Source organism: Sphingomonas sp. Ell38C01, from assembly GCF_055231975.1.
Genome location: NZ_JBUYVA010000001.1, coordinates 2,826,957 through 2,851,623, shown reverse-complemented (window position 1 = coordinate 2,851,623; position 24,667 = coordinate 2,826,957). Strand labels below are relative to the sequence as shown.

21 protein-coding genes are annotated in these 24,667 nt (G+C 68.5%); 9 read left to right on the top strand and 12 right to left on the bottom strand.

Going from position 1 to position 24,667, the window contains the following annotated elements; genetic code table 11:
• Window positions 1-221: 221 nt before the first annotated feature.
• Both ACV7NO_RS13535 and ACV7NO_RS13530 read right to left on the bottom strand, forming a co-directional pair.
• Window positions 222-3,158 carry a beta strand repeat-containing protein gene (locus tag ACV7NO_RS13535; RefSeq protein WP_463406495.1) on the bottom strand — a complete coding sequence of 979 codons (2,937 nt, stop codon included), beginning with the start codon at window positions 3,156-3,158 and terminating at the stop codon, window positions 222-224.
• 319 nt (window positions 3,159-3,477) lie between these two features.
• On the bottom strand, window positions 3,478-4,326 hold the full coding sequence (locus ACV7NO_RS13530; protein ID WP_463406494.1) for a class I SAM-dependent methyltransferase: 849 nt from the start codon (window positions 4,324-4,326) through the stop codon (window positions 3,478-3,480).
• A gap of 128 nt (window positions 4,327-4,454) precedes the next feature.
• On the opposite strand from ACV7NO_RS13530, the gene ACV7NO_RS13525 reads away from it, so the two are divergent.
• From ACV7NO_RS13525 to ACV7NO_RS13515, 3 genes are read left to right on the top strand one after another with little or no spacing between them, the layout of a single operon-like run.
• Window positions 4,455-5,684: a glycosyltransferase gene (locus ACV7NO_RS13525; RefSeq protein ID WP_463406493.1), complete on the top strand. Its 1,230-nt coding sequence runs from the start codon at window positions 4,455-4,457 to the stop codon at window positions 5,682-5,684.
• Window positions 5,677-6,765: a glycosyltransferase family 4 protein gene (locus ACV7NO_RS13520; protein ID WP_463406492.1), complete on the top strand. Its 1,089-nt coding sequence runs from the start codon at window positions 5,677-5,679 to the stop codon at window positions 6,763-6,765. Before ACV7NO_RS13525 ends, ACV7NO_RS13520 begins: the two co-directional genes overlap by 8 nt.
• Window positions 6,762-7,886, top strand: a complete 1,125-nt coding sequence (locus ACV7NO_RS13515; protein WP_463406491.1) for a glycosyltransferase family 4 protein — start codon at window positions 6,762-6,764, stop codon at window positions 7,884-7,886. Before ACV7NO_RS13520 ends, ACV7NO_RS13515 begins: the two co-directional genes overlap by 4 nt.
• A gap of 31 nt (window positions 7,887-7,917) precedes the next feature.
• Here the strand turns inward: ACV7NO_RS13515 and wecC are convergent, their stop codons facing one another.
• Window positions 7,918-9,213 carry a UDP-N-acetyl-D-mannosamine dehydrogenase gene (wecC, locus tag ACV7NO_RS13510; protein WP_463406490.1) on the bottom strand — a complete coding sequence of 432 codons (1,296 nt, stop codon included), beginning with the start codon at window positions 9,211-9,213 and terminating at the stop codon, window positions 7,918-7,920.
• Window positions 9,197-10,318, bottom strand: coding sequence for a non-hydrolyzing UDP-N-acetylglucosamine 2-epimerase (gene wecB / locus ACV7NO_RS13505; RefSeq protein ID WP_463406489.1), 1,122 nt, complete (start codon window positions 10,316-10,318; stop codon window positions 9,197-9,199). The genes wecC and wecB overlap by 17 nt, the downstream gene beginning before the upstream one ends.
• A gap of 108 nt (window positions 10,319-10,426) precedes the next feature.
• Between wecB and galU the strand changes: the two genes are divergently transcribed.
• Window positions 10,427-11,296, top strand: coding sequence for a UTP--glucose-1-phosphate uridylyltransferase GalU (galU, locus tag ACV7NO_RS13500; RefSeq protein ID WP_463406488.1), 870 nt, complete (start codon window positions 10,427-10,429; stop codon window positions 11,294-11,296).
• Window positions 11,293-12,291 (top strand): NAD-dependent epimerase/dehydratase family protein, encoded by a 999-nt coding sequence (locus ACV7NO_RS13495; protein WP_463406487.1) that lies wholly within the window; start codon window positions 11,293-11,295, stop codon window positions 12,289-12,291. Before galU ends, ACV7NO_RS13495 begins: the two co-directional genes overlap by 4 nt.
• On the opposite strand, the gene ACV7NO_RS13490 is transcribed toward ACV7NO_RS13495, so the two are convergent.
• The 3 genes from ACV7NO_RS13490 to dut are packed head-to-tail and all read right to left on the bottom strand — an operon-like array spanning window position 12,276 to window position 13,893.
• Complete coding sequence (locus ACV7NO_RS13490; protein WP_463406486.1) at window positions 12,276-13,043, bottom strand: HesA/MoeB/ThiF family protein; 768 nt, start codon at window positions 13,041-13,043, stop codon at window positions 12,276-12,278. The genes ACV7NO_RS13495 and ACV7NO_RS13490 overlap by 16 nt on opposite strands.
• Complete coding sequence (locus tag ACV7NO_RS13485; RefSeq protein ID WP_463406485.1) at window positions 13,040-13,450, bottom strand: hypothetical protein; 411 nt, start codon at window positions 13,448-13,450, stop codon at window positions 13,040-13,042. The genes ACV7NO_RS13490 and ACV7NO_RS13485 overlap by 4 nt, the downstream gene beginning before the upstream one ends.
• Window positions 13,447-13,893, bottom strand: coding sequence for a dUTP diphosphatase (gene dut / locus ACV7NO_RS13480; protein WP_463406484.1), 447 nt, complete (start codon window positions 13,891-13,893; stop codon window positions 13,447-13,449). The genes ACV7NO_RS13485 and dut overlap by 4 nt, the downstream gene beginning before the upstream one ends.
• Here dut and ACV7NO_RS13475 point away from each other — a divergent pair.
• Window positions 13,874-15,115, top strand: coding sequence for a hypothetical protein (locus ACV7NO_RS13475; protein WP_463406483.1), 1,242 nt, complete (start codon window positions 13,874-13,876; stop codon window positions 15,113-15,115). The two genes, dut and ACV7NO_RS13475, sit on opposite strands and share 20 nt — an antisense overlap.
• 151 nt (window positions 15,116-15,266) lie before the next feature.
• On the opposite strand, the gene ACV7NO_RS13470 is transcribed toward ACV7NO_RS13475, so the two are convergent.
• The 4 genes from ACV7NO_RS13470 to ACV7NO_RS13455 form a co-directional block, all read right to left on the bottom strand.
• On the bottom strand, window positions 15,267-16,577 hold the full coding sequence (locus ACV7NO_RS13470) for a bifunctional phosphopantothenoylcysteine decarboxylase/phosphopantothenate synthase (protein WP_463406482.1): 1,311 nt from the start codon (window positions 16,575-16,577) through the stop codon (window positions 15,267-15,269).
• Window positions 16,574-17,683, bottom strand: a complete 1,110-nt coding sequence (locus ACV7NO_RS13465) for a hypothetical protein (RefSeq protein WP_463406481.1) — start codon at window positions 17,681-17,683, stop codon at window positions 16,574-16,576. Before ACV7NO_RS13465 ends, ACV7NO_RS13470 begins: the two co-directional genes overlap by 4 nt.
• 170 nt (window positions 17,684-17,853) lie before the next feature.
• Window positions 17,854-19,404, bottom strand: a complete 1,551-nt coding sequence (gene ubiB, locus ACV7NO_RS13460; protein WP_463406480.1) for a 2-polyprenylphenol 6-hydroxylase — start codon at window positions 19,402-19,404, stop codon at window positions 17,854-17,856.
• Window positions 19,405-19,543: 139 nt separating this feature from the next.
• On the bottom strand, window positions 19,544-20,275 hold the full coding sequence (locus ACV7NO_RS13455) for a class I SAM-dependent methyltransferase (RefSeq protein WP_463406479.1): 732 nt from the start codon (window positions 20,273-20,275) through the stop codon (window positions 19,544-19,546).
• 99 nt (window positions 20,276-20,374) lie between these two features.
• Here ACV7NO_RS13455 and mutM point away from each other — a divergent pair, with 99 nt between their 5' ends.
• The 3 genes from mutM (at window position 20,375) to dnaA (ending at window position 23,459) form a co-directional block, all read left to right on the top strand.
• Window positions 20,375-21,190 carry a bifunctional DNA-formamidopyrimidine glycosylase/DNA-(apurinic or apyrimidinic site) lyase gene (mutM, locus tag ACV7NO_RS13450; RefSeq protein ID WP_463406478.1) on the top strand — a complete coding sequence of 272 codons (816 nt, stop codon included), beginning with the start codon at window positions 20,375-20,377 and terminating at the stop codon, window positions 21,188-21,190.
• A gap of 148 nt (window positions 21,191-21,338) precedes the next feature.
• Window positions 21,339-21,602 carry a 30S ribosomal protein S20 gene (gene rpsT, locus ACV7NO_RS13445; protein WP_463406477.1) on the top strand — a complete coding sequence of 88 codons (264 nt, stop codon included), beginning with the start codon at window positions 21,339-21,341 and terminating at the stop codon, window positions 21,600-21,602.
• Between the two features lie 444 nt (window positions 21,603-22,046).
• Window positions 22,047-23,459, top strand: coding sequence for a chromosomal replication initiator protein DnaA (dnaA, locus tag ACV7NO_RS13440; protein WP_463406476.1), 1,413 nt, complete (start codon window positions 22,047-22,049; stop codon window positions 23,457-23,459).
• Window positions 23,460-23,627: 168 nt separating this feature from the next.
• Here dnaA and trpS read toward each other — a convergent pair whose 3' ends face one another.
• Window positions 23,628-24,650, bottom strand: a complete 1,023-nt coding sequence (gene trpS / locus ACV7NO_RS13435) for a tryptophan--tRNA ligase (protein WP_463406475.1) — start codon at window positions 24,648-24,650, stop codon at window positions 23,628-23,630.
• Window positions 24,651-24,667 lie beyond the last annotated feature (17 nt).

The following is a 24,667-nucleotide window of genomic DNA, read 5'->3' as shown; positions in this document are numbered from 1 at the left end:
GGGTCGGTCGAAGTTCCGGCCAAGGCATCGACGGACCGTCGGGGCATGCGGTGTCCGGGTTCATGCTTGCAATCCCACTCGCACGGTTCCGGGCTGCCTGATGGCGAGGCGGTGGCCGGGGAGGGGGCTCCCCGAGAGCCGCGATGCCTGCGCAAAAGGAAAGGGCCCCCGTCTTGCGACGGAGGCCCCGGCCTTTCGATCCGTGGATCGCGAAGAGCTGCTTACGCAGCTGCGATCGCGGTCGTCGGGGTCGTGTTGATCGTGAAGTCGTTGAACCCGAGCACGGTGCCCGCCCCGACGTTCGCGAAGAGGACCGCCGCACCCGAACCGGTGCCGTCCGCATCGTAGAACACGTTACCGGTCGCCTGGTCGTACAGGACCTGGGCGTTGGCAGCCGTGGCGGTCGTGCCGGCGACGAACTCGTTCGAGTCGAAGGTCGCGCCGAGCGCTGCGAACGGCGTACCGCCGAGCGAGAGACGGTCACCAGCCGCGAAGTCGGTGATCGTATCGACGTTGGTCGTGGCGTTCAGCGCGGTGTCGAAACCGAAGATGTCGTTGCCGCCACCACCGGTCAGCGTGTCGTTGCCTTCGCGGCCGGAGATGATGTTGTCTCCAGCGTTGCCGACGATCGTCTGCGCAAGGTCGTTGCCGGTCAGGCGATGCGGCGCCGTCGAGGTGTTGCCTTCGGCAACCAGGAACTCGACCGAGGTGCCGTTACGCAGCTGGTACGAACCCGGCGTCGCGCTGTTGAACAGCACGGTGTCGGTGCCCTCGCCAGCATTCTCGCGAACGACGTCGGCCTGGCTGTACACGCGGTAGCTGTCGTTGCCGAGCAGACCGATGAGCGTATCGCCAGCGACGGTGCCGCTGAGATTGCCGCCGGTGCGCGTGTCGTTGTCGCCGTCGAGAACGTTGTTGCCGTAGTTGCCGACGATCGTCTGGGCATATCCGTTACCGGTCAGATTCAGGTTCTCGGTGCCCTGGCCATTGGCCGCGGCGAGAACTTCGATCTGGGTGCCGCCGGTGATCGCCGCCGCACCCGGAGCCGCCACGTAGGAAGCCGAAGCCGCCAGGTCGTAGCTTACCGTGGTGAAGACCGAGTCGTTGTTCGTGGCCGTGCCGCTGCCTGCAAGCGCGTCCTCGACGACGACCTGGTTCTGCGCGGTGACGAGGTACGAATCCGAACCCGCGCCGCCGACGAGCGTGTCGGCACCGCCGCCGCCGTTCAGCGTATTGGCTGCCGCGTTGCCCGAGATGAGCTGCGCGAACTCGTTGCCGGTGATGCTGATCGCGTTGTTGCCGGTGGCGTAGATGAACTCGACTTCCGACAGGGCATTGATCCCCCAGAAGCTGTCGCCCGATCCGTCGAGGTTGACGTTCACCTGATCGGTGCCCTCGCCGACATTCTCGTTCACCGTCGTGTTACGCGAGTTGACGTTGTACGTGTCGTTCCCGCGCAGACCGGTCAGCTGGTCGAACTGACCACCCGCCGAGGTGCCGCCACCCGTCAGGATGTTGGCGCCGTAATCGCCGATCAGGATGTTGCCATAGGCGTTGCCCGTGAGGTCGATACCGCGCGCACCGGCGTTCGACGCCTGATCCGCCGCCGAGACGATCTCGATCTGGCTGGCGCCAGTCAGGAAGGTCGCGCCGTTGGTGCCGGTGCCGTTGAGCGTCGCGCCCAAGGCGTTCGTGTCATTGACCGTCAGGTCGTAGCTCGCACTGGTGTAGATGAAGTCGATGCCACCGTTCGAATCCTCAACCACGACGTCGGTCTGGTTGTAGACACGATAGGTGTCATTGCCTGCGCCACCGACCAGCGTGTCGGCATTGGCACCGGTGCCGTCACCATTGACGCCACGGAACCCGTTCAGGATGTTGCCGCCCGCATCGCCGTACAGCGTCTGCGAGAAGTTGTTGCCGACGATGAAGTTCGACGTCGCCGTCGTGTTCAGCGCGTTCAGATCGAACGTGCCGTCACCCTGCTGGGTACGCGTGCCGAGCGCAGCGCCACCGGTCGCAGTGCCCAGAGCGAGAATCTCGATCTCGGCATTCGGCCCGATGTAGAAGCTGGTGCCGACTGCGTTGACGCGATCCACACCCTCGCCAGCGTTCTCGACCACCTGGGTCGAACCGGTCGAGACGTTGTACGTGTCGCCACCAAGGCCGCCGACAAGCGTATCGACGCCGCCGCCACCGGTGATGGTGTTGGCCTGGTCGTTACCGATGATCGTCTGATCGATCGAGCCACCAACAATGTTGATGCCTGCCACGCCAGTCGATGCTGCCGCGGTGATCGTCTCGATCGGCGCGGTGACCGTGTAGGTGCCCGCGGTGCCCGCAGCCGCCGCATAGCCGGGGCCGGCCGCATAGCCGATGTTGACGGTATCGGTGCCGGTCGTGTCGTTGATGACGGCGGTGTTGGCCGTGATGTTGTACACGTCGTTGCCGCCGAGGCCGCTCAGCGTGTCAGCGCCGCCATTGCCGACGAGCACATTCGCGCCCGCGTTGCCGGCGATCGACTGCGCATAGCTGTTGCCGATCAGGGTCAGCGCCTGCGTCGAGGTCGCGTCCGAAGCGAGAAGGTTCTCGACGTCGGCGTTGGCGGCCTGCAGCGCATAGCTGGTGAAGGTCGAGCTCGCGACGACGAGGACGGTGTCGACGCCGAGCGCGGTTCCCTCAGTCACGACGTCCGAAGCGTTGCGCACGATATACGTGTCGTCGCCGCCCAGACCGACCAGCGTGTCGGATGCCGCCGTCGTCTCCACGCCGCCGTCGAGGACGTTGGCGAAGCCATTGCCGTCGATTTCCTGCGCGAACTCGTTGCCGGTAAGGTTGATCGCGCCGCCGCCGAACTGCTGCGTGAAGGCGTTGAAGCTGCCTGCGCCGCCAGCCGCCAGGAACTCGATCTCCGAGCCGCCTGCGAGCGTGTAGGAAATGGTCGAGACGACCTGATCCGCGGTGCCTTCGCCAACACTCTCGATGACCTGGTCACCAGCGTCGTCGACGATGTAATTGTCGTTGCCGGTGCCGCCGATCAGAAGATCCGCGCCCGCCAGGCCGTTGATGGTGTCGTCGCCCGCGAGACCGAAGATCGTGTCCGGCGATGTCGTGCCCGAAAGGCTGTCGTTGCCTGTCGTACCCTGAATTACAGCCATGAATTTACTCCCTTACCGTGCATATCGATCGAGGCCCGGGCGGTGCCGGAGGCCCCAGTTTGTAACCAATTCTAACGGGTGCTGCGTGGACGCAAGCCTTGGCCCCCCGTTTTACGTCCACCCGCTCCAACCTCCCGGGCCTAGAATCCTCCCTCTAGAGCTGCGCTTTTCACTTAGCGCGACCTCCGATCCATTGGCAAGCCTTCGTGGCTGGCGGAATAACCATGTAGGTCGTTATTTTATCCACTGGGCCGGTCGGTTTTCGAAATGCTTGTGTCCTTATGGCCGCAAGTCGTTCCGTTTCGGCCTGAAGTCGGTGTCATCGACGCGTGGCCAGAAGTGTCAGCGCGGGGCCGCTGGGGTGGTCCGGCTGGGCCTCGCCGAGCTCGACCGCGTAGCCGTGGCGTTCGAGGAGCGCGATGACCTCGGCGCTTTCCATCCACACCGCCGCGGACTCTCGCCCGCCACAGAACTTGCCGATGCGGTGCGTGCCCAGATAGCTGCGGACATGGTAGGTCAGCCGCTCGCCGGCGCGCTTTGCGACGCGCACCTCGCCAGTCATCGGGCGGCGTCGCGGATCGCCCGCGGGCATCGCGTCGGCGTCCGCGAAATGGCTCCAGATGAAGATCCGGTCCGACACGCGGATCATGTTGAGCAGCGTAGCGAGCGGATCGGCGAGGTGATAGAGGACGCCGCTTGCTACCAGCAGGTCGTAGCGCGCGTCGGTGGTCGCGAGCACCGCGTCGAAATCGCCGAGGCGGAAATCGACGCGTTCGAGCTTGAGCAGCTGCTGGACGACGAGGCATTTCAGATAGCCCGATTTGTTGCCCTCGATCGCGGTGATCGAGGCGACCCCGGCGCGTTCCAGCATCGCGGTGTGGCCACCCTCGAGCGGCCCGAGTTCCAGCACGTCGAACCCCGCGACCGAGCCGACGCGGTCGAGCAGCCACGCGATGCGGCTGTCCTCGAACAATCCGGCCTCGCCCGATACGACGCCGTCGATCGGCAGCCGCGAGGCCCAGTCGCCCTTGAAGATATCCACGGTCTGTTGCGCCGAGGGGGCGGCGGAGACGTAGGTGTCGTTGGCCTCCCACCGCGCGCCGCGGCCGAGGCCAAGGCGGAGCGCGACCTTGCGCGCGACGGTGGTGGCCTTTTCGGCGAGGGGCATCGGGACTCCGGGGAACAGCTTCGTGGTTGCCGCGCGGTGTGCCGGGCGCTCGCGACAAGTCAAGCCGCGCGCGCATCCGGCCGCCTGGAGATTTGACAAACCGGTCGTGCGCTGGCTGTGAGCGCGACATGCGCATCCTCTTCGTGCACCAGAACTTCCCTGGCCAGTTCAAGCATCTCGCCCCGGCGCTCGCAGCGCGGGGCGACGAGGTGGTCGCCACGTGCATGCGCGAGCCCGTGCAGATGCCCGGCGTCCGCATCGTCCGCGCGAAGGGCGCGTGCAGCACCGCGACCGACGGGCACCCGTGGTCGCGCGACTTCGATTCCAAGGTGATCCGCGGCGAGGCGACGCTGCGCGCGGCGATCGCGCTGCGCGACGAGGGGTTTTTGCCGGACGTGATCGTCGCGCACCCGGCCTGGGGCGAACCGCTGTTCCTGAAGCGGGTCTGGCCGCAGGCGAAGCTCGCGCTGTATTGCGAGATGCTCTATGTCGAGAAGGGCGGCGACGGCGATTTCGATCCGGAGTTCCTGACCCCGGTGGAAGAGGCGACCGAGCGTGCACGGCTGTGGCTGCGGTGCATGCCGCAGGCGCTGCTGTTCGACCAGGCGGCTGCGGGCATCTCGCCGACCGCGTTCCAGGCGGCGACTTTTCCCGAGCCGATGGCATCGAAGATCAGCGTGATCCACGACGGCATCGACACCTCGGTGGTCCATCCGGCGCGCGCGCAGCCGATGAAATCGGGCAACGGCACGATCTTCGCGCCCGGCGACGAGATCATCACCTTCGTCAACCGGAACCTCGAGCCGATGCGCGGCTATCACCGTTTCATGCGCGCGCTGCCCGAACTGCTGCTGCGGCGGCCGAACGCGCAGGTCATCATCATCGGCGGCGACGGGGTGAGCTATGGCGCGGCGCCGCCGTCGGGGGCGTCGTGGAAGCAGGTGTTCCTCGACGAGGTGCAGGACCGGATCGACATGCGCCGCGTCCATTTCGTCGGGCAGGTGCCGTACAATGTCTATCTCAACATTCTGCGGCTCTCGCGGCTGCACGTCTACCTGACCTATCCGTTCGTCGCGTCGTGGAGCCTTGCCGAGGCGATGGGGGTGGGCGCGCCGATCCTGGGCAGCCGCACCCCGCCGGTGACCGAATTCGTCGCGGAGGGCGAGACGGGGCTGACCTTCGACTTCTTCGACGCCGACGAGATGGTCGGGAACGCCTGCAGGTTGCTCGACGATACCGGGCTGGCGGCGCGGCTGGGGGCGAACGCGGCGGCGCTGATCCGCGAACGCTACGACTTGAAGACGGTGTGCCTGCCCGCGCAACTGGCGTGGCTCGACCGGGTGGCGGCGGGTGGCTGAACCTGCAAGGCGAGACCTGGAGGGCAAGCGCATCCTGATGCTCCCGCGCTATACGATGCGCGGACCGAGCAGCCGGGTGCGGATGGGGGCGTTCGTGCCGATGCTGGAGGCGGCGGGCGCGTCGGTGCGGGTGGAGCCGTTCTTCGACGACGCGTATCTCGATGCGTATTTCATGCGGGGCGAGAAGCCGCTGTCGAGCGCGCTGTCGGCATACGCGCGGCGGGCGGGGGTGCTGGCGACAGCGCGCGCCGATCTGGTGTGGGTGGAGAAGGAGCTGTTCCCGTTCCTGCCTGCGCCGATGGAGCGCGTGCTGACGCTGCGGGGGCTGCGGTACGTCGTCGATTACGACGATGCGGTGTTCCATAGCTATGACCGGCATCCGCGCGCCCTGGTGCGCCGGGCGTTGTCGGCGAAGTTCGATCCGTTGCTGCGCGGGTCGGCGGCGGTGACGGCGGGCAATCCGTATCTCGCGGCCTATGCGCGCGAGCATGGTGCGCGGCGGGTGGTGCAGGTGCCGACCGTCGTCGATCCGGCGCGCTATCCGGTGGTGCCGGCGCCGGCGGGCGACCGGCTGCGGATCGGGTGGATCGGGACGCCAGCGAATGCGCGCTATCTGGCGCCGGTGATCGCGGCGCTTCGGAAACTCGGCGACCGGGTGCCGGCGACGCTGGTCACCGTGGGGGCGGACGCGATCGCCGACCTGCCGGTTCCGCAGGAAATCCATGCGTGGAGCGAGGCGAGCGAAGGCGCGCTGATGGCGAGGATCGACGTGGGGGTGATGCCGCTGGTCGACAGCGATTTCGAGCGCGGCAAGTGCGGATACAAGCTGATCCAGTACATGGCGGCGGGGCGACCGGTGATCGCGTCGCCGGTGGGGGTGAACGCCGATATCGTGACGCCCGAGGTGGGGATGCTGGCGTCGTCGGTGGAGGACTGGGCGGCGGCGATCGTGCGGCTCGCGGACGATGCGGGATCGCGCGCGCGGATGGGCGCGGCGGCGCGGGCGCGGGTGGAGGCGGACTATTCGACCGAGAGCGCGGGGCGGACGCTGCTGGCGCTGTTCGCGGAGGTGCTGGCGTGACGCGGGTGGCGATCGTCACCAATGACGGATTCACGGTGGCGAACTTCCGCCGAGATCTGGTGCGCGAACTGGTGGGGCGGGGCGTCGAGGTGGTCGCGCTGGCGCCGAACTGGACTGCGGAGACGCGGGCGCGGGCGGAGGCGATCGGGGCGGGGACGGTCGACATCTCGCTGAGCCGGACGGGGATGAACCCGGTGCGCGATCTGCGCGACGTCGCCGCGCTGATCGCGACGCTGCGGCGGGTGAGGCCGGACGCGGTGCTGACCTATTTCGTCAAACCCAACATCTATGGCAGCATTGCTGCGCGGCTTGCGGGGGTGCCGAGGCGCGTCGCGATGGTCGAGGGGCTGGGGTTCGTGTTCGACGCGGGCGAGGGGGGCTCTTTCAAGGGCCGGGCGCTGCGGGCGGTGACGAAGGCGCTGTATCGCATCGCGTTCGCAGGCGTCGACCGGGTGCTGTTCCTCAACCGCGACGACGAGGCGGTGTTCCGAGACCAGGGGATGGTCGCGGCGGACAAGGCGGTGAACATCGGCGGGATTGGCGTCGACCTCGAGGCCTTCGCGCCCGCGCCGCCGGTGACCGATCCGGTGACCTTCCTGCTGATGGCGCGATTACTGCGCGGCAAGGGGATCGTGGAATATGCCGAGGCTGCGGCGAGGGTGAAGGCGGCGCATCCGCGCGCGCGTTTCGTGTTGCTGGGCGATATCGACGCCAACCCCGAGTCCCTGCGCGCGGCGGATATCGCGCCGTGGGTGGAGCGCGGGGTGATCGAGTGGCCGGGGCATGTCGACGACGTGCGCGGCGCGATCGCGGGGTGCAGCGTGTTCGTCCTTCCTGCCTGGGCGCGCGAGGGGCTGCCGCGGAGCACGCAGGAGGCCTGCGCGATGGCGAAGCCCGTCATCACCACCGACGGCGTGGGATGTCGCGATACCGTCGAGCATGGGGTGAACGGGCTGATGATCCCGCGACGCGACGTGGATGCGCTGGCGGCGGCGATGACGTGGTTCGTCGAGCATCCGGAGGCGATCGCGACGATGGGCGCGGCGAGCCGGCGGATCGCGGAGGCGCGGTATGACGGGGCGGCGAAGAGTCGGGTGGTGGCGGATCTGTTGTTGGGGTGATCCGAGCGCTGGGTTGCCGGTTGGGGGGTGTTCAGCTCGCCAGTCGCAACCCGGTCGCCGGCGTAGTACGCGGCTGGTCGGGCCAGAGGCCGCGGGTGTCGAGGACGGCCTTGCCGGCGCGTTCCTCGAGCGGGATCGAGCGGAAGACGTCGTGGTCGACCAGGACGATCATGATGCCGCACGTCTCGATCGCGGTGTCGACATCGATCAGCGTCGCGCCGGTGCCCGAGAAATCCTGCGGCAGCGCGTGAGCATAGGGCTCGACGATGTTGATCCGGTTGCCGAATTTCGTCGCCAGTTGAGACGCGACCTTAAGAGCGGGGCTTTCGCGGAAATCGTCGATATTCGCCTTGAAGGCGAGCCCCATGCACGCGACCGCGACGCCGGGCATCGCCTCGATCAGCGCGCTCGCCCTGGCGATGACGTGATCGGTCTTGCCGTCGTTCACTTCACGCGCGGTGCGGATCAAGGGGGTCTGGTCGGGTGCGGCGTGGACGAGGAACCAGGGGTCGACGGCGATGCAGTGGCCGCCGACGCCGGGGCCGGGGGACAGGATATTGACGCGCGGATGGCGGTTGGCGAGGCGGATGACCTCCCACACATCGACCCCCATCGTATCCGCGACGAGGCTCAGTTCGTTGGCGAAGGCGATGTTGACGTCGCGGAACGCGTTCTCCGTCAGCTTCGTCATTTCCGCGGCGCGCGCGGTGGTGGTGACGCAGGCCCCGCGCACGAAGCGGCGATAGAAGGCGAGCGCCTTGCGTGCGCAGCGCGGGGTGATGCCGCCGATGACGCGATCATTGTCGATCAACTCGACGAGGATGCGGCCGGGCAGGACTCGCTCCGGGCAATAGGCGATCGCGATATCGGCCTGCTCGCCGGTCCTGCCGGGGACGCGCAGGTCGGGGCGAAGCTTTGCCAGCAGGTCGCGGACCTGTTCGGTGGTGCCGACGGGCGAGGTCGATTCGAGGATGATCGTATCGCCCGCCTTCAGGACGGTCGCGATCGTCGTCGCGGCCTGGAGGACGTAGCCGATATTGGGGGCGTGGCCTTCGGAGAAGGGCGTGGGCACCGCGATCACGAAAACGTCGGCGGTCTCGATCGTGGTGGAGGCGCGCAGCGTGCCGCGTGCGACGACGCCCGAGACGAGGCCGTCGAGATCGACCTCCTCGATATGCACCTTGCCCGAATTGACCGTCTCGACGACCGAGGGCGTGACGTCGACGCCGAGCACGCGTGCGCCCGTCCGCGCGATCACCGCGGCGGTGGGCAGGCCGATATAGCCCAGTCCCAGGACGACGACGCTCAGATCAGTTTCGGAAGCCATCGGCGATTACCTTCGCAATGCGTGTCGAGGCGTGGCCGTCGCCGAACGGATTGTGGGCGCGGGCCATCGCGGCATGCGCGGCCTTGTCGTCGAGAAGCGTGAAGACTTCGGAAACGATGCGGTCTTTGTCCGTCCCGACGAGCCTTGCGGTGCCGGCCTCGACGCCTTCGGGGCGCTCCGTCGTGTCGCGCATCACCAGGACGGGCTTGCCGAGCGAGGGCGCTTCCTCCTGCACGCCGCCCGAATCGGTGAGGACGAGGGTGGAGAGGTCGAGCGCGCGGATGAAGTGGGGATAGTCGAGCGGATCGATGCGCGCGACGTTGGCGCGGTCGCCGAGGATCCGGTCCATCACCGCGCCGACATTGGGGTTGGGGTGGACGGGGAAGAGGACCGCGACGTCCGCGCGCGCGGCGACGCGCGCGATGGCGCGCGCGATCGCTGCCATCCCGTCGCCGAAATTCTCGCGGCGATGGGTGGTGACGAGGATCAGGCGCTTGCCCGCGAAGCGAGCGGCGATTCCGTCGAGGCCCGAGGCGAGCGTTGGGTCGGCGGCGATGCGGTCGCGCGTCCAGTGGAGCGCGTCGATCACGGTGTTGCCGGTGACGTGGACGCCCGTGGTGACGGTTTCGCGCGCGAGTGCGTCGGCGGCGGTCTGCGTCGGGGCGAAGTGGAGATCGGCGATCGGGGCGACGATGCGTCGGTTCACCTCCTCGGGCCAGGGGTGGTAGATGTCGCCCGAGCGCAGCCCCGCCTCGACATGCGCGACGGGGATCCGGCGGTAATAGGCGGCGAGCGCGCCGGCCATCGCGGTGGCGGTGTCCCCCTGGACGACGACGCGGTCGGGACGTTCGGCGTCCATCACCTCGCCGAGCCCGGTGAGCAGGCGCGCGGTGAGCCGGTCGAGCGTCTGGCCCGGCTCCATCAGGTCGAGGTCGATGTCGGGGGCGATGCCTGCGATCGCGAGGACTTGGTCGAGCAGCCCGCGATGCTGCGCGGTGACGCAGGTGCGTACCGTAAGCCCCGGCGCATCGGCGAGCGCGCGGATGACGGGGAAGAGCTTGATCGCCTCGGGCCGGGTGCCGAAGATGACGAGAATCTTTGCCATATCGGATGCGATAGCGCGGGGCATCTTTAGGAGGCGCTAACGCCGGACGGGCGATTGCTCGACCGGGGCGAGGTGGGTAAGCCGCGCTGTCTGTTCAGGAGTAGCTCGATGACGTTCAAGCCGGTGCGCAAGGCCGTGTTCCCCGTGGCAGGCCTCGGCACGCGCTTCCTGCCTGCGACCAAGGCGATGCCCAAGGAGATGCTGACCGTGGTCGACAAGCCGCTGATCCAGTACGCGGTGGAGGAGGCGCTGGAGGCGGGGATCGAGCAGATCATCTTCGTGACCGGCCGCGGCAAGGGCGCGCTCGAGGATCATTTCGACATCTCGTACGAACTGGAGGCGGTGATGACCGCGCGCGGCAAGTCGCTGTCCGCGATCGAGGGGATCCGCCAGCGGCCGGGCAGCCCGGTCTATATCCGCCAGCAGGAGCCGCTGGGGCTGGGCCACGCGGTGTGGTGCGCGCGCGATATCGTCGGGGACGAGCCGTTCGCGGTGCTGCTGCCCGACGAGCTGATGGTGGGGACGCCGGGGTTCCTGACGCAGATGGTCGCGGCGTACGAACGCGTCGGCGGCAACGTGATCGGCGCGCTGGAGATCGACGCGGGCGAGACGGACAAATACGGGATCATCACGCCCGGCAAGGTGGACGGTGCGCTGACGGAGGTGATCGCGGTAACGGAAAAGCCCGCGAAGGGCACCGCTGCGTCCAACCTGATGACGCCGGGGCGCTACATCCTCCAGCCTGAGGTGATGCGGATCCTCGACGCGCCGGTGAAGGGCGCGGGCGGCGAGATCCAGCTGACCGATGCGATGGCACAACTGATCGGGAAGCAGGCGTTCCACGGCTATACCTTCGACGGTCAGCGCTACGATTGCGGCGACAAGGCCGGGTATATCCAGGCGAACCTCGCGCTGGCGCTGGCGCGCGACGATATCGGGCCGCAGGTGCGCGCGTTCGCGGCGGCGTTGCTGGGGTGACGATCCTCGTGACCGGTATCGCCGGGTTCATCGGGCATCATGTCGCGATGCGGCTGGCGGGGCGCGGCGAGCCCGTGATCGGGGTCGACGACCTCAACGCCTATTACCCGCCGGCGCTGAAGCGCGCGCGGCTGGCGGAGCAGGCGCGGGTACATGGCGACCGGGTGCGGTTCGTCGAGTGCGATTTCGCGGACGGGGCGGCGCTGGCGGCGGCGGTCGCGGGGGCGGACGTCGACCGCATCGTCCATCTGGGCGCGCAGGCGGGGGTGCGCTATTCGATCGAGAATCCGCGCGCCTATGTGCGCGCGAACGTGGCGGGGCATCTGGAGATCCTCGAACTCGCCCGCGCACGGGGCGTGGGGCATGTCGTCTATGCCTCGTCGTCGTCGGTCTATGGCGGGAACGATGCGATGCCGTTCGCGGTGGGGGACAGGGTGGATCACCCGGTGTCGCTGTATGCCGCGACCAAGAAGACCGACGAGTTGATGAGCGAGACCTATGCGCATCTCTACCGGACGCCGCTGACGGGGCTGCGTTTCTTTACCGTCTACGGCCCGTGGGGGCGGCCCGACATGGCGGCGTGGCTGTTCGCCAGCGCGATCCTGGAGGGGCGCCCGATCAAGGTGTTCAACGAGGGGCGGATGCGGCGCGACTTCACCTATATCGACGACATCGTCGACGGGGTGGTGGCTGCGCTCGATCGACCGCCTTCCGACGACGGCGCGGAGAAGCCGGGGGGGAGCCGGGCGCCGCACGCGGTCTACAATCTGGGCAACAACCGGCCCGAGGAGCTGGGGCACCTGATCGACGTGATCGAGACGGCATGCGGGCGGCGTGCGATCCGCGAGATGCACCCGATGCAGCCGGGCGACGTGCCCGCGACCTATGCCGACATCGCCGCGACGACGCGCGACCTGGGGTATCGGCCGAAGGTTTCGATCGAGGCGGGGATCCCCCGGTTCGTCGACTGGTATCGGCGCTATACCGGGGCCTGAGCGCCGCAGGACCGGCAGCCGGGATCCTTGGGGAGCGTCAACGTGCGGAAGCGCATCGCGAGCAGGTCCGCGATCATCACCCGCCCGGCCATCGGCTCGCCGAACGGGGTGATGCAACGCAGCGCCTCGAGCGCGGCCATGCTGCCGAGCACGCCGGTGACGGGACCGAGCACGCCGTCCTCCGCGCACGTTCCGCCGTCGCGCGCGGGGGCGTCGCCGACGAAGCAGCGATAGCAGGGCTGGTCCGCCTCCCAGCCGCGGAACACGCCGAGCTGGCCCTCGAACTGGCCGACCGCGGCGGAGACGAGCGGGATGCGGAGCGCGAGCGCGGCGTCGGCGACGGTCAGCCGCGTGGCGAAGCTGTCGCTACCGTCGATCACCACGTCGGCGCCTGCGAGGAGGATCGGGGCATTGGCGGCGTCGAGGCGGACGGGCTGGACGGTGACCGCGACGTGCGGGTTGAGCGCGGCGACGGCCGCGGCGCTGGCATCGACCTTCGCGCGGCCGATATCGGCGGTGGCGAACAGGATCTGGCGCTGGAGGTTCGAGGCGTCGACGGTGTCGTCGTCGATCAGGATCAGGCGGCCGACGCCAGCGCCCGCCAGATACTGGATCGCGGGCGCGCCGATGCCTCCCGCGCCGACGAGCGCGACGGCGGCGCGTGCGATCCGGCGCTGCCCCGCGCCGCCGACATCGCGCAGCACGATCTGCCGCGCATAGCGCGCGAGTTCGTCGGCGGAGAGCGCGGTCATTTCAGCGCGAAGGTGAAGGCGGCGTGATACCAGGCGTCGACCGGGACGGCGGGCGCGATCAGGTTGTCGCGCGCATAGCGCAGGACGAGGCCCGAGGCATATTGCTCGACCGTGGGGCAGCCGATCGCGCGCGGCGCGATGCGGCGGATCGTGCCGGCGCGATCGATGAAGACCGCGAGTTCGATCGGCAGGGTCACGGCCTCGACCGCGACCGCGCAGCGCCCGGCGGCGATCTCCGCGCGAACGAAGACCGACAGCGTATCGGGAGTCGCGAACCGGCGCAGATACGGGACGTCGGGCAGCCCCGCCCAGGCCGCGACGGGGGGCGGAGCGGGCACAGCGGTGGTGACCGTGGCTGGGACGCCCGCCTGTGCCGAGAGCGCAGCGAGGAAGACGGTGACGCTCATCGTCCGGTCGACCCGAACCCGCCCGCGCCGCGAACGGTGTCGTCGAGCGTGTCGACGAGATCGAAGGTCGCGCGAAGGACGGGTGCCGGGACGAGCTGCGCGATGCGCTCGCCACGGACGATCGCGAACGGTTCGGTGCCGAGATTGGCGAGGATCACCTTCACCTCGCCGCGATAGTCGCTGTCGATCGTGCCGGGGGTGTTGAGGCAGGTGACGCCATGCTTGAGCGCGAGGCCCGAGCGCGGACGGACCTGAACCTCGTAGCCGGCGGGAATCGCGATCGTGTAGCCGGTGGCGACCGCGGCGCGCGCGCCGGGGGCGAGCGTCAGCGTCTCTGCGGCGACGACGTCCATGCCGGCGGCGCCTGCGGTGGCATAGGCGGGGAGCGGGAGCCCCTCGCCGTGCGGAAGGCGGCGCAGGCGGATGGCGATGCTGTCGGTCATATACGCTGTCATAACGGGTGGTGCGGCGAGTGCGAAGGGGGGATGGGCCTGGGCGGGGGAAAGCCGGGGTGGAGTGGGCCGGTCCTGCGACCACCGCCGCCTTTCGATCGGCATGGCGATGTACCGGATTGGTAAATGGATACCATGCCCGCTGATTGGATCGTCCGCAGCTGGGACGGGCGTCGATCCGCAAGCGCCATGGACGCATGTGGTGTCGCTGTATTGTTTCGTGCGCGTTGCAACCAGCATTTGGAGCGAAGTTTACTCGGGTGACCCATTTCGGCGACTAGTTGCGTTGTGGCAGGGTAACCGTCGCACTAACCCTTCGGTTCGTCGCCTCGGCGCGCGTGTCCTGCTGGCCCGTTGGCCGGCCGTTTCAAACCAAAAGGGTTCATCCATGCTCAGAGCAGCGGCACGTCTCGGTGCCATCGGTTGTCTTGCGTTCGGCACAACCGTTCCTGCGGTCGCGGCACCGCAGTGGAATCCGTTTGCGGCCAAGCCCGCTCCCGCCCCCGTGGGACCCGAATATCAGGTGCAGCTGAGCCGGATCTACGCGGTCATGCCGTCGCAGGGCGATGTGATGAACGTCAAGGGTGCGATCGCCGCGGCGATCCCGATCCCGGTGGTGGGCTATATCGACGAGCAGCTCGGCAAATCCGTCGCGCTGACGTCCGACCAGGTGGCGGGAAAGCTCAAGACCTACAAGAACGACCCCTCCGCGAATGGCGGTTCGGTGCGCCTGCTGGACTTCATCAAATGGGCGCATCTGGACCGACCGAAGACGCTGGAGCAGGAGCTCTCGTCGCGGCTGAAAAACATGGCACGCGGCGATATCGTCACGAACATGGTCTACGGCGGCAATCGTCCGCCCGACCAAGTGTACCTCAGCTATGACGGCCCCAAGGCGCGGACCTACTGCTCGATGCCGGATCAGAACTGCGGCGACAAATATTACAGCATGAGCGAGGGCACGCTGAAGGATCTGAAGAGCCTGCCGGGCTCGCTCGGGCCGACGAACCGGGCGCTGACCTATTATCTGTGGGATGCGAACCCCTGGCCCATTCCCGACAAGCAGCTCGGCAAGTTCGAGATGGATCCGGCCGCGGAAGCCGGCAAGGGATGGAACGTGGTCGCGATCGACGGCGGCACCGAGACGGGCAGCTCGCTGTATCTGATCGAGTATTGCGTGGTGAAGAAGGGCGATCCGATCCCGCCGCAGTAGTTTACGTCCAGTGATCCCGGTTCAGTGATGGGCTGACCATCGATGGGAGGCGCAGGCCCGGCGATACCATGGCGTATCGTCGGGCCGTGTCGTCGCAGGGCGATGGGGGTCGTCGGTATCGTCGGGGCGTTCGAAGAAGCGGGACCCCGGATCACGTCCGGGGTGACGAAGCGGGGTCGGATCGATCGTCGGCTGGCGAAGCCAGCGCGGCCGCGATCCGGTGCGCGAGGCGTTCGGCGACCGCGTCTTTCGGCAGCGTTTCCCAGCTCTCGACGCCGGCGTCGGTGACGAGGTGGACGGTGTTGGCGGTGCCGCCCATGACGTCGCCCGAGACGTCGTTGGCGACGATCCAGTCGGCGTTCTTGCGAAGGCGCTTGGCGGTGGCGTGCTCGATCACGCGCTCGGTCTCCGCGGCGAAGCCGACGAGGAGCGCGGGGCGGCGGGGGTCGCGGGCGAGGGTGGCGAGGATGTCGGGGTTCTCGACCAGCGCGAGCGCGGGGGCTGCACCGGATTTCTTGATCTTCTGCGCGCCCGAGGACTCGACGCGCCAGTCGGCGACCGCGGCGACCATGATCGCGGCGTCGGCGGGGAGGGCACGGCCGACGGCGTCGGCCATCTGCTGCGCGGTTTCGACGTCGATGCGATCGACGTTCGCGGGGGTGTCGAGCGCGACCGGGCCGGCGATCAGCGTGACGCGGGCGCCGAGCGTCGCGAGCGCGGCGGCGATCGCGAAACCCTGTCTGCCCGACGAGCGGTTGGCGATGTAGCGGACGGGGTCGATCGGTTCGTGGGTGGGGCCGGCGGTGACGAGGATGTGCCTGCCGGTCAAACGGCCCGTTTGCCCTGAGCTTGTCGAAGGGCTGTTCTTCTTGGGTGTTGGAGAAGAGAAGAACGGGGCTTCGACAAGCTCAGCCCGAACGGTGTTGGGGCGGTCCAAAAACGTCTTGATCGCGCGCATGATCGCGGCCGGCTCGGGCAGGCGGCCGGGGCCGTATTCGCCGCAGGCCATCGCACCTTCGTCGGGAGCCATCACGGTGATCCCATCGGCGCGCAACTGTGCGATGTTGCGCTGCGTCGCGGGGTGGAGCCACATGCGGACGTTCATCGCGGGCGCCGCGAGGACAGGGGTGTCGGTGGCGAGCAAGAGCGTCGTCGCGAGATCGTCGGCGAGGCCGGCGGCCATCCTCGCCAGCAGGTCCGCGGTGGCGGGGGCGACGACGATCAGGTCAGCCTCGCGGCTCAGCTGGATATGACCCATCTCGGCCTCGTCCTTCAGGTCCCACAGCGTGGTGTAGACCTTGTCCTCGCTGAGCGCGGCGAGCGTCATCGGGGTGACGAAGTGCGATGCCCCCTCCGTCATCACGCATCGGACATGGTGGCCCGCCTTGCGGATCAGGCGGACGAGCTCGCAGGCCTTGTACGCGGCAATGCCGCCGCCGACGATCAGGAGGACGCGTTTCATCGCGCCACCCTTGTCACGGTGATGCGCCGCCTGTCGAGCGCACGCAGCGTCAGGTCGCGGATGGCGTCGGGCGCGAAGACGAGGCCGATGGGCAGGATCGGCGCGATCAGCAGCGCCCAGTAATAGGTGTCGGTGCGGCAGAAGAGGGCGAGGAGGAGCGCGTAGCCGATCAGTACGGCAAGCGCGCGGGTGGCGAGCGGGTCGTCCCACGCGGCCCAGCCGATCAGCGCGACGCCGACGAGCGGGGCGGCGATCCACAGCGGGATCTGCGAAAGCGCGGTGGCGAGCGTCATCACCTTCACGAAGAAGCCGAAGCCGAGCAGACCGGTCCACCCCTGCGACGCATCGTCGAGCGGGCGGACGACCTGCGCGACCGCGTGCGCGTGGAAGCCGACGACGATGAGGAACAGCGCGAGCGCGGCGGCCCAGCCGACCGTCTCGCGGCGGCGGCCCTCGATCAGCGCGATCGCGGCCATGATCGCGCAGTAGAGCGCGGCGGTTTCGCGGATCAGCATCGCGCTGAGGCCGATCGCGATCGCGGCGGTGGCGTTGCCCGGGCGCCAGAGCGCGAGCGAGAGCGCGATGAGCGGGCCGGCCCACACCTCGTGGAAGGTGACGAGATCGCCGCGGACGAAGGACGACATGCCGCCGACGAGCAGGATCACCGCGACGAGACGCGGCGCCGGGCGGTCGAAGGCGGGGCTCAACCGGCGGAACCAGGCCCAGAGCGTGCCGAGCGCGAGCGCGTAGAGCAGCCCGACGGTGACGAGATCGGGCAATGCCGCCTCGACCATCGCGAGCGTGGGCAGGCGGAAGGTGACGAAGGGCTTGAGCGGGTAGGGCCCCTGGCGCAGCGCGTCGGCGGCGGTGGGATAATAGGCGGCGCCGTGGCGGACGCCCGCGATGATCGTTTCGTAGAGGATCACGTCGGCTCGGTCGCTGGCGCGCTCCGAGGTGTCGTGGGAGGCGGGCGGCGGGCCGGGCGCGGGGAGCGCTGCGAAGCAGGCGACGACCAGAGCGACCGCGAGCGTGACCGCGGCGAGCGCGTTGCGGTGCGAGAGGGTCGCGAAGCGGGTGGGGCTGGTGAGCCAGAGGCGGGACTGCATCAGGAGCTGCCGGCGAGATATACTTCCGTTCGTGTCGAGTAGCCGTCGAGCGAAGTCGGGACGGCGTGTCGAGATACGCGACCGCACGCTGGTCTCTCGATACGGGCTCTCGGCTTCGCTCGATCCCTACTCGAGACGAACGGGGGTGGGGGCGTGGGACAGTTCATGCCCTAGCCCCAGACCACCGCGAGCGTCGCGGCGATACCGCCCGCCGCGGCGAGCAGCGCGACCGCGGCGTAGCGCCAGCCGCCGCCGAGGCGGACGACCTCGATTTCCCTGAGCGGGGGCGCGGGCGGGGCGCCGCCGGGGGCTGGGTAGCGCGCCTCGATGCGGCGGACGAGATCGGGAAGCCGCGCGAGCGTGCGGAAATCGAGGACGAGGCGATCGGCCAGCGCCGCCTCCGGCCCGAGCTCGGTGCGGATCCACTCCTCGACGACGGGTTGCGCGGTGTCCCACAGGTTGATGTCGGGATCGAGCGTGGTCGCGACGCCCTCGACCATCACCATCGTCTTCTGGAGGAGGAGCAGGTGCGGCTGCGTCTGCATCTCGAAATCGCGGGTGATCGTGAAGAGCGAATCGAGCATCATGCCGATCGACATTTCCTTGACGGGCAACCCGCGCATCGGCTCGCCGACCGCGCGCAGGGCGGTCGCGAATTCGGCGACGTCGTGGTGCGCGGGGACGTAGCCCGCCTCGAAATGGATCTCGGCGACGCGTTTGTAGTTGCCGGTGATGAGCCCGTAGAGGATTTCCGCGAGCCAGACGCGCGCGCGGCGATCGATCCGGCCCATGATCCCGAAATCGATCGCGGCGATCTGCCCCTGCCCGTTGGCGCCCGGGAGGACGAAGAGGTTCCCCTGGTGCATGTCGGCGTGGAAAAAGCCTTCCGCGATCGCCTGGCGGAGGAAGGCGTGGACGAGCGTCTGCGCGAGCGCGGGAAGATCGTGGCCCGCGGCAACGAGCGCGTCGCGGTTCGACATCTTGATGCCGTCGATCCATTCGAGCGTCAGCACCTTGCCGGTGGTGCGCGGCCAGTCGATCGCGGGGACCTGGAAATTGGGCTCGGCGGCCATCGATTCGGCGAGTTCGGACGCCGATGCCGCTTCGCGGCGCAGGTCGAGCTCGCGCGCGGTCCAGCGCTTGAAGGTGGCGATGACGAGGCGGGGGCGGAGGCGCGCGAGCTCGCCGCCACGGGCCTCGATCTGCGCGGCGGCCCATTCGTACGTGTCGATCGCGCGCGCGAAATCCTCCTCGACGCCGGGGCGCAGGACCTTGACCGCGACGGGGACGCCCTCGGTCGTGATCGCGCGGTGGACCTGCGCGATCGAGGCGGCGCCGACGGGGACGGGATCGATGCTCGCGAACAGATCGCTGACGGGGCGGCCGTAGCTGGCGGTCATCGCCGCCTCGATCACCGCGAAGGGGACGGGGGGAAGCTGGTCCTGGAGGCGGAGCAGATCGGTCGCGGCGGCGTCGCCGACGATGTCGGGACGGGTGGCGAGCGTCTGGCCGAGCTTGATCGCGGCGGGGCCGATCGCCTGGAACGCGTCGGCATAGCGCGGGATGGCGGGGACGCGCGCGCCGATGCGGGCGATGCGGCAGAGGCGGCGGACCGCGGGCGGCGCGTTGGGATCGCGCTCGATCCCCTTGAGCGCGCCGTGGCGGGCAAGGATGCGGCCCCAGCGCAGGAGCCGCCAGAGATGCGTGGCGGGCTGGGTCACAAGGTCCTCCCCGGCGCGGTGAGGGGGGCCAGCGCAGGCGGCGGAGGGGGCAGGCCACGGGTGAGGCGCTGGCGGCGCTCCCCCTCCACCAGCTGCGCTGGTCCCCCTCCCCGTGCCGGGGAGGATCCGGTCCGGAGCATCAGATCTTCCAGCCCGAGTGGATCGCGACGAGGCCGCCGAGCATCGGCTCGACCTTCGTGCGGACGAAGCCGGCGTCGCCGATCATGCGTTCGAACGTCGGCATGTCGGGGAAGCGGCGGATCGATTCGATCAGGTAGCGATAGCTGTCGGCGTCCTGCGCGAGGAGCTGGCCGAGCTTGGGGACCAGCTTGTGCGAATAGCTGTCGTACACCTCGGCGAAACCGGGCCACAGCGTGGTCGAGAATTCGAGGCAGAAGAAGCGCCCGCCGCGGCGCAGCGTGCGATGCGCCTCGCGGAGCGCCTTGGGGATGTCCGTCACGTTGCGGATGCCGAACGCGATCGTGTACGCGTCGAAGAACCGGTCGGGGAAGGTGAGCGTCTCGGCGTTCGCCTCGGTCCAGACCAGGCCGTCTATCCCGCGCTTGGCGGCGCGTTCGATGCCGACTTCGAGCATCTGCGGATTGATGTCCGCGACCGTCACGCTCGCGCCCGATTCGGCGAGGCGGAACGCGATGTCGCCGGTGCCGCCCGCCATGTCGAGGATCTGCTCGCCCGCGCGCGGCTTCACGCGGCGGACGAAGCGGTCCTTCCAAAGGCGGTGCATGCCCCCCGACATCGCGTCGTTCATGATGTCGTAGCGGGACGCCACGCTGCTGAAGACCCCGCCGACGCGGCGCGTCTTCTCGTCGGGGGCGACCTCTTCGTAGCCGAAGGAAACGGTTTCGCTCATGGTCGCGAGCCCTGCCTTGTGGACGGGGCAAACGCAACCTAGCTCGGTGCGTGCCCGGCCCGAACCGGGTGAGGCACGCCCAACGATAAAGGACCCTTCGTGCCCGAACTCCCCGAAGTCGAGACGACCGTGCGCGGGCTGGCGCCCGTGCTGGAGGGCACGCGGCTGGTGCGGGTGGAGGCGCGGCGGGCGGACCTGCGGCATGCGTTTCCGGTCGACCTGCGGCAGCGGCTGACCGGGGCGGTGGTGACCGGGCTCGGGCGGCGCGCGAAATACGGGCTGATCGACACCGATCGCGGCGACACGATGATCTTCCATCTGGGCATGTCGGGGCGGTGGCGGGTCGATCCGTCCGACGTGATGACGCACGATCACCTGCTGCTGGAGACCGATGCGGGGCGGACGCTGGCGCTGAACGATGCGCGGCGATTCGGGTTCGTCGATCTCGTCGCGACGACTGGACTTGCCGCGTATGCACCGTTCGTCGCGATGGGGCCGGAGCCACTAGGGTCGGAGTTCACCGCGGAGCATCTGTACGCGGCGCTGGCGGGGCGGGCGGCGCCGATCAAGGCGATGCTGCTCGACCAGCGAATCGTCGCGGGGCTGGGCAACATCTATGTGTGCGAGGCGCTGCATCTGGCGCGGATCGCGCCGTCGCGCGTGGCGGGGCGGATCTCGCTGTATCGGCTCGAGCGGCTGATCGCGGCGGTGCGGACGGTGCTGACGGCGGCAATCGCGGCGGGCGGGTCGACGCTGCGCGATTATGCGCGGCCCGATGGCGAGCTGGGCTATTTCTCGAAGCAATGGCGCGTTTATGGGCGCGAGGGCGAGCGTTGCGACTGCGGCGCGATCGTGCGGCGGCGGACCGAGCATGGCCGGTCGACCTTCTGGTGCGCGGCGTGCCAGAGGAGTTGATGGCCAGAGGAGTTGATGGCCAGAGGAGTTGATGACCAGAGGAGTTGACCTGAACCCCCGCCGTCGTTAAGGGGCGCACCTTCGAAAGGACGCACGGGGTGAGCCCGGTGGCCTTTTTCCACAGATCCAGACAAGTTCGAGGGCATACATGGCGAATACGCCTCAGGCAAAGAAGCGCATCCGTCGCAACGCGCGTCGGGCGGAAGTGAATGGCAACCGCGTCGGCCGCATCCGTACCTTCGTCAAGAAGGTCGAGGCCGCGCTGGCTTCGGGCGACAAGACCGCGGCGGCTTCCGCGCTGGCGCAGGTGCAGCCCGAGCTGCAGCGTGGCGTCGCCAAGGGCGTGCTCCACAAGAACACCGCGAGCCGCAAGTTCTCGCGCCTGACCAAGGCCGTGACCGGGCTCGCCTGAGCCCGTCGACGCGGCCCCTGTCGGGGCAGGTCTATGAAAGCCCGTCGGGATTTCCCGGCGGGTTTTTTGCTGTCCGCAGGGGAACCGCGGGGCGGTTTCGGCAAACCCAGCTTTGACCACGATTCGGGATCGCGGGCTCGGATAAGATGAACGGCTCTCTCGAGTAAAAACCATATAATTCAGAGACTTGTAAGTTTTTCGACGCATTTGCGTGGCTGGCTGGGTGTCAACCCGCTTTATTTCAAAAATGCGACACGCACCGGACTTGATCGACTCGCGGGCTTCTTCATAACTGCCCGACGTCGCAGCGGCGTCCGCCGGTTGCGCCCATGATATAGCGTTGGCCGATTTGCGGCGGGGGCCGCATCGGGGGAATGTTTTTGTCGTCGTAAGACTGCGCCCGCGACCGTGTCGCCGGGCATCGGAGAGGTGTGCGTGGCGTTGATGCAGGGTCGGTTCGTGGGGGAGGGGAGCGACGTGGCACGGGCCTGGGCCCGCGTCCGCACCAACCTGCGCGAATCGGCCGGGGCGCGACTGTTCGACCAGTGGCTCAAGCCGATGGAACTGGTGGAGACGGGCGAGGACGAATCCATCCGCCTCGCGCTGCCTTCCGCGTTCATGACCAACTGGGTCCGCAGCCATTATGCCGACCGGCTGGTCCACGAGTTTCGCGCGATCCTGCCGCACACCCGCAGCGTGACGATCGAGACGCGGGTCGCGGGACCCGCACCGGTCGTGCTGAGCGCGGTGCCTGCGCCGGTCGCGGTTCCGGTCACGGCGGCGGCACCGATCGCTCCCGCGCCGGTTGCCGCGGTGCCGGCGTTCGAGGTCGAGCAGCCGGTGCTCGAGGCGCGCTACACCTTCGACCGGTTCGTCGTGGACGCGTCGAACAAGGTCGCGTTCAACGCGGCCAAGGCGCTGGCGGAGCCGGGGCCGGTGCGGTTCAGCCCGCTGTTCCTCCATTCGGGAACGGGACAGGGCAAGACGCACCTGATGCACGCGATCGGGCACGCGTTCCTGGCAGCGGTGCCCGGCGCGCGCGTGCTGTGCATGTCGGCCGAGCGGTTCATGTTCGAGTTCGTGACCGCGCTGCGCGCGCGCGACACGCATGCGTTCAAGGCGCGGCTGCGCTCGGCGGATCTGCTGCTGATCGACGACCTCCAGTTCATCGCGGGCAAGGATTCGACGCAGGAGGAATTCTTCCACACGATCAACGAGGTGATGGCGGCGGGCAAGCGGCTGGTGATCTCGGCGGATCGCTGCCCGCAGGCGCTCGACGGGGTCGATTCGCGGATCCTGGGGCGGATGTCGGTAGGGCTGGTCGCTGACATCAAGGCACCCGACATGGCGCTGCGGCGGACGATCCTCGACCGCAAGCTGGCCGACTTGACTGATACGCGCGTGCCGGCGGATGTGCTCGACCTGCTGGCGGCGCGGATCCATGCGAATATCCGCGAGCTGGAAGGCGCGCTGAACCGCGTCGTCGCCTATGCGCAGCTGACCGGCGACACGCTCGATCTCGACTTCGCGGTGGCGACGCTGGGCGACGTGCTGCGCGGCGGACAGCGGCGGGTGACGATCGACGAGATCCAGAAGCGCGTCTGCGCGCATTTCGAGGTCAAGCCGGTCGATCTCGTCTCCGAACGCCGCGCGCGCGCGATCGCGCGACCGCGGCAGATCGCGATGTATTTGGCCAAGCAGCTGACGACGCGCTCGCTGCCCGAAATCGGCCGCAAGTTCGGCGGGCGGGATCACTCGACGGTGATCCACGCGGTGCGGCGGATCGAGGAGCTGCGCGACACGGACCGCGATGTGGACTCGGCGGTGCGGATGCTGATGCGGGAATTGGAGGGGTAGGGCTGTGGCCCTTGCAAGGTAGCGCTACGCACCAACCTGCTCGTCACCCCGGACTTGATCCGGGGTCCCGCTGACTTTCCGGCCGTTTGTTCAGAAGAAGCTGGACCCCGGATCAAGTCCGGGGTGACGATGATGGTAAGTGCGGTTGAGCGGCCTGTAACGGGGCTATCAGACCTGCAACCCCATCGCCTTTTGCGCTGCCAGCAGCGTCGGGGCGGCCATCTCGCGCGCTTTTTCCGCGCCGCGGTTCAGGATCGCGCCGACTTCGGTACGGTCGTCGAGGAGGCGGGTGAGGCGGTCGCGGATCGGGGAAAGGGTGGCGACCGCGAGATCGGCGAGCGCGGGCTTGAAGTCGCCGAAGCCCTTGCCCGCGAACTCGGTCAGCACGTCCTGCGGGGTGCGATCGGACAGCGCGGCGAAGATGGTGACGAGGTTGCGCGCCTCGGGACGATCCGCCAGCTCCGCGACGGTGGCGGGGAGCGCGTCCGGATCGGTCTTCGCCTTGCGGAACTTGTCCGCGATCGTGTCGTCGCTGTCGATCAGCTTGACGAGCGAGGCCTCGGACGGGTTCGACTTCGACATCTTCGCCGAGGCGTCGCGCAGGCTCATGATCCGCGGCGCGGCGGCGCTGACGAGCGGTTCGGGGAGCGTGAACAACTCCGTGGCATAGTCGGCGTTGAACTTCGTCGCGATGTCGCGCGCGAGCTCCAGATGCTGTTTCTGGTCGTCGCCGACGGGGACGTGGGTGGCGTTGTAGAGCAGCACGTCGGCGGCCATCAGGACGGGATAGTCGTAGAGCCCGACGCTGGCGCCCTCGCGATTCTTGCCCGCCTTGTCCTTGAACTGCGTCATCCGGTTGAGCCAGCCGACGCGCGCGACGTTGTTGAGGAGCCAGGACAGCTCGCTGTGCGCGGGGACGCGCGTCTGGTTGAACAGCGTCGAGCGCGCAGGGTCGATCCCGGCGGCGACGAGCGTCGCGGTCATCTCGATCGTGTTGGCGGCGAGGTCGGCGGGCGCGATCCATTCGGTGAGGCCGTGGAGATCCGCGATGAAATAGAGCGTCTCGCCGCCTGCGCCCAGGACCTGATCCTGCATCGCGACCCACTGCTTCACCGCGCCGAGATAGTTGCCGAGATGGAGGTTGCCGGTGGGCTTGATCCCGGAGACTACCCGCTGAAAGGGGGGGCGCATTCTTGGTTTCCTATCGA

What these genes read in the sequence shown, in the direction of transcription:
- ACV7NO_RS13455 (WP_463406479.1), bottom strand. Translation starts at nt 20,275, where the DNA reads ATGAGCGAAACCGTTTCCTTCGGCTACGAAGAGGTCGCCCCCGACGAG.
- ACV7NO_RS13485 (WP_463406485.1), bottom strand. Translation starts at nt 13,450, where the DNA reads ATGAGCGTCACCGTCTTCCTCGCTGCGCTCTCGGCACAGGCGGGCGTC.
- trpS (WP_463406475.1), bottom strand. Translation starts at nt 24,650, where the DNA reads ATGCGCCCCCCCTTTCAGCGGGTAGTCTCCGGGATCAAGCCCACCGGC.
- dnaA (WP_463406476.1), top strand. Translation starts at nt 22,047, where the DNA reads ATGCAGGGTCGGTTCGTGGGGGAGGGGAGCGACGTGGCACGGGCCTGG.
- dut (WP_463406484.1), bottom strand. Translation starts at nt 13,893, where the DNA reads ATGACCGACAGCATCGCCATCCGCCTGCGCCGCCTTCCGCACGGCGAG.
- ACV7NO_RS13470 (WP_463406482.1), bottom strand. Translation starts at nt 16,577, where the DNA reads ATGAAACGCGTCCTCCTGATCGTCGGCGGCGGCATTGCCGCGTACAAG.
- ACV7NO_RS13475 (WP_463406483.1), top strand. Translation starts at nt 13,874, where the DNA reads ATGGCGATGCTGTCGGTCATATACGCTGTCATAACGGGTGGTGCGGCG.
- ACV7NO_RS13535 (WP_463406495.1), bottom strand. Translation starts at nt 3,158, where the DNA reads ATGGCTGTAATTCAGGGTACGACAGGCAACGACAGCCTTTCGGGCACG.
- wecC (WP_463406490.1), bottom strand. Translation starts at nt 9,213, where the DNA reads ATGGCTTCCGAAACTGATCTGAGCGTCGTCGTCCTGGGACTGGGCTAT.
- ACV7NO_RS13525 (WP_463406493.1), top strand. Translation starts at nt 4,455, where the DNA reads ATGCGCATCCTCTTCGTGCACCAGAACTTCCCTGGCCAGTTCAAGCAT.
- wecB (WP_463406489.1), bottom strand. Translation starts at nt 10,318, where the DNA reads ATGGCAAAGATTCTCGTCATCTTCGGCACCCGGCCCGAGGCGATCAAG.
- ACV7NO_RS13530 (WP_463406494.1), bottom strand. Translation starts at nt 4,326, where the DNA reads ATGCCCCTCGCCGAAAAGGCCACCACCGTCGCGCGCAAGGTCGCGCTC.
- ACV7NO_RS13465 (WP_463406481.1), bottom strand. Translation starts at nt 17,683, where the DNA reads ATGCAGTCCCGCCTCTGGCTCACCAGCCCCACCCGCTTCGCGACCCTC.
- ACV7NO_RS13490 (WP_463406486.1), bottom strand. Translation starts at nt 13,043, where the DNA reads ATGACCGCGCTCTCCGCCGACGAACTCGCGCGCTATGCGCGGCAGATC.
- galU (WP_463406488.1), top strand. Translation starts at nt 10,427, where the DNA reads ATGACGTTCAAGCCGGTGCGCAAGGCCGTGTTCCCCGTGGCAGGCCTC.
- rpsT (WP_463406477.1), top strand. Translation starts at nt 21,339, where the DNA reads ATGGCGAATACGCCTCAGGCAAAGAAGCGCATCCGTCGCAACGCGCGT.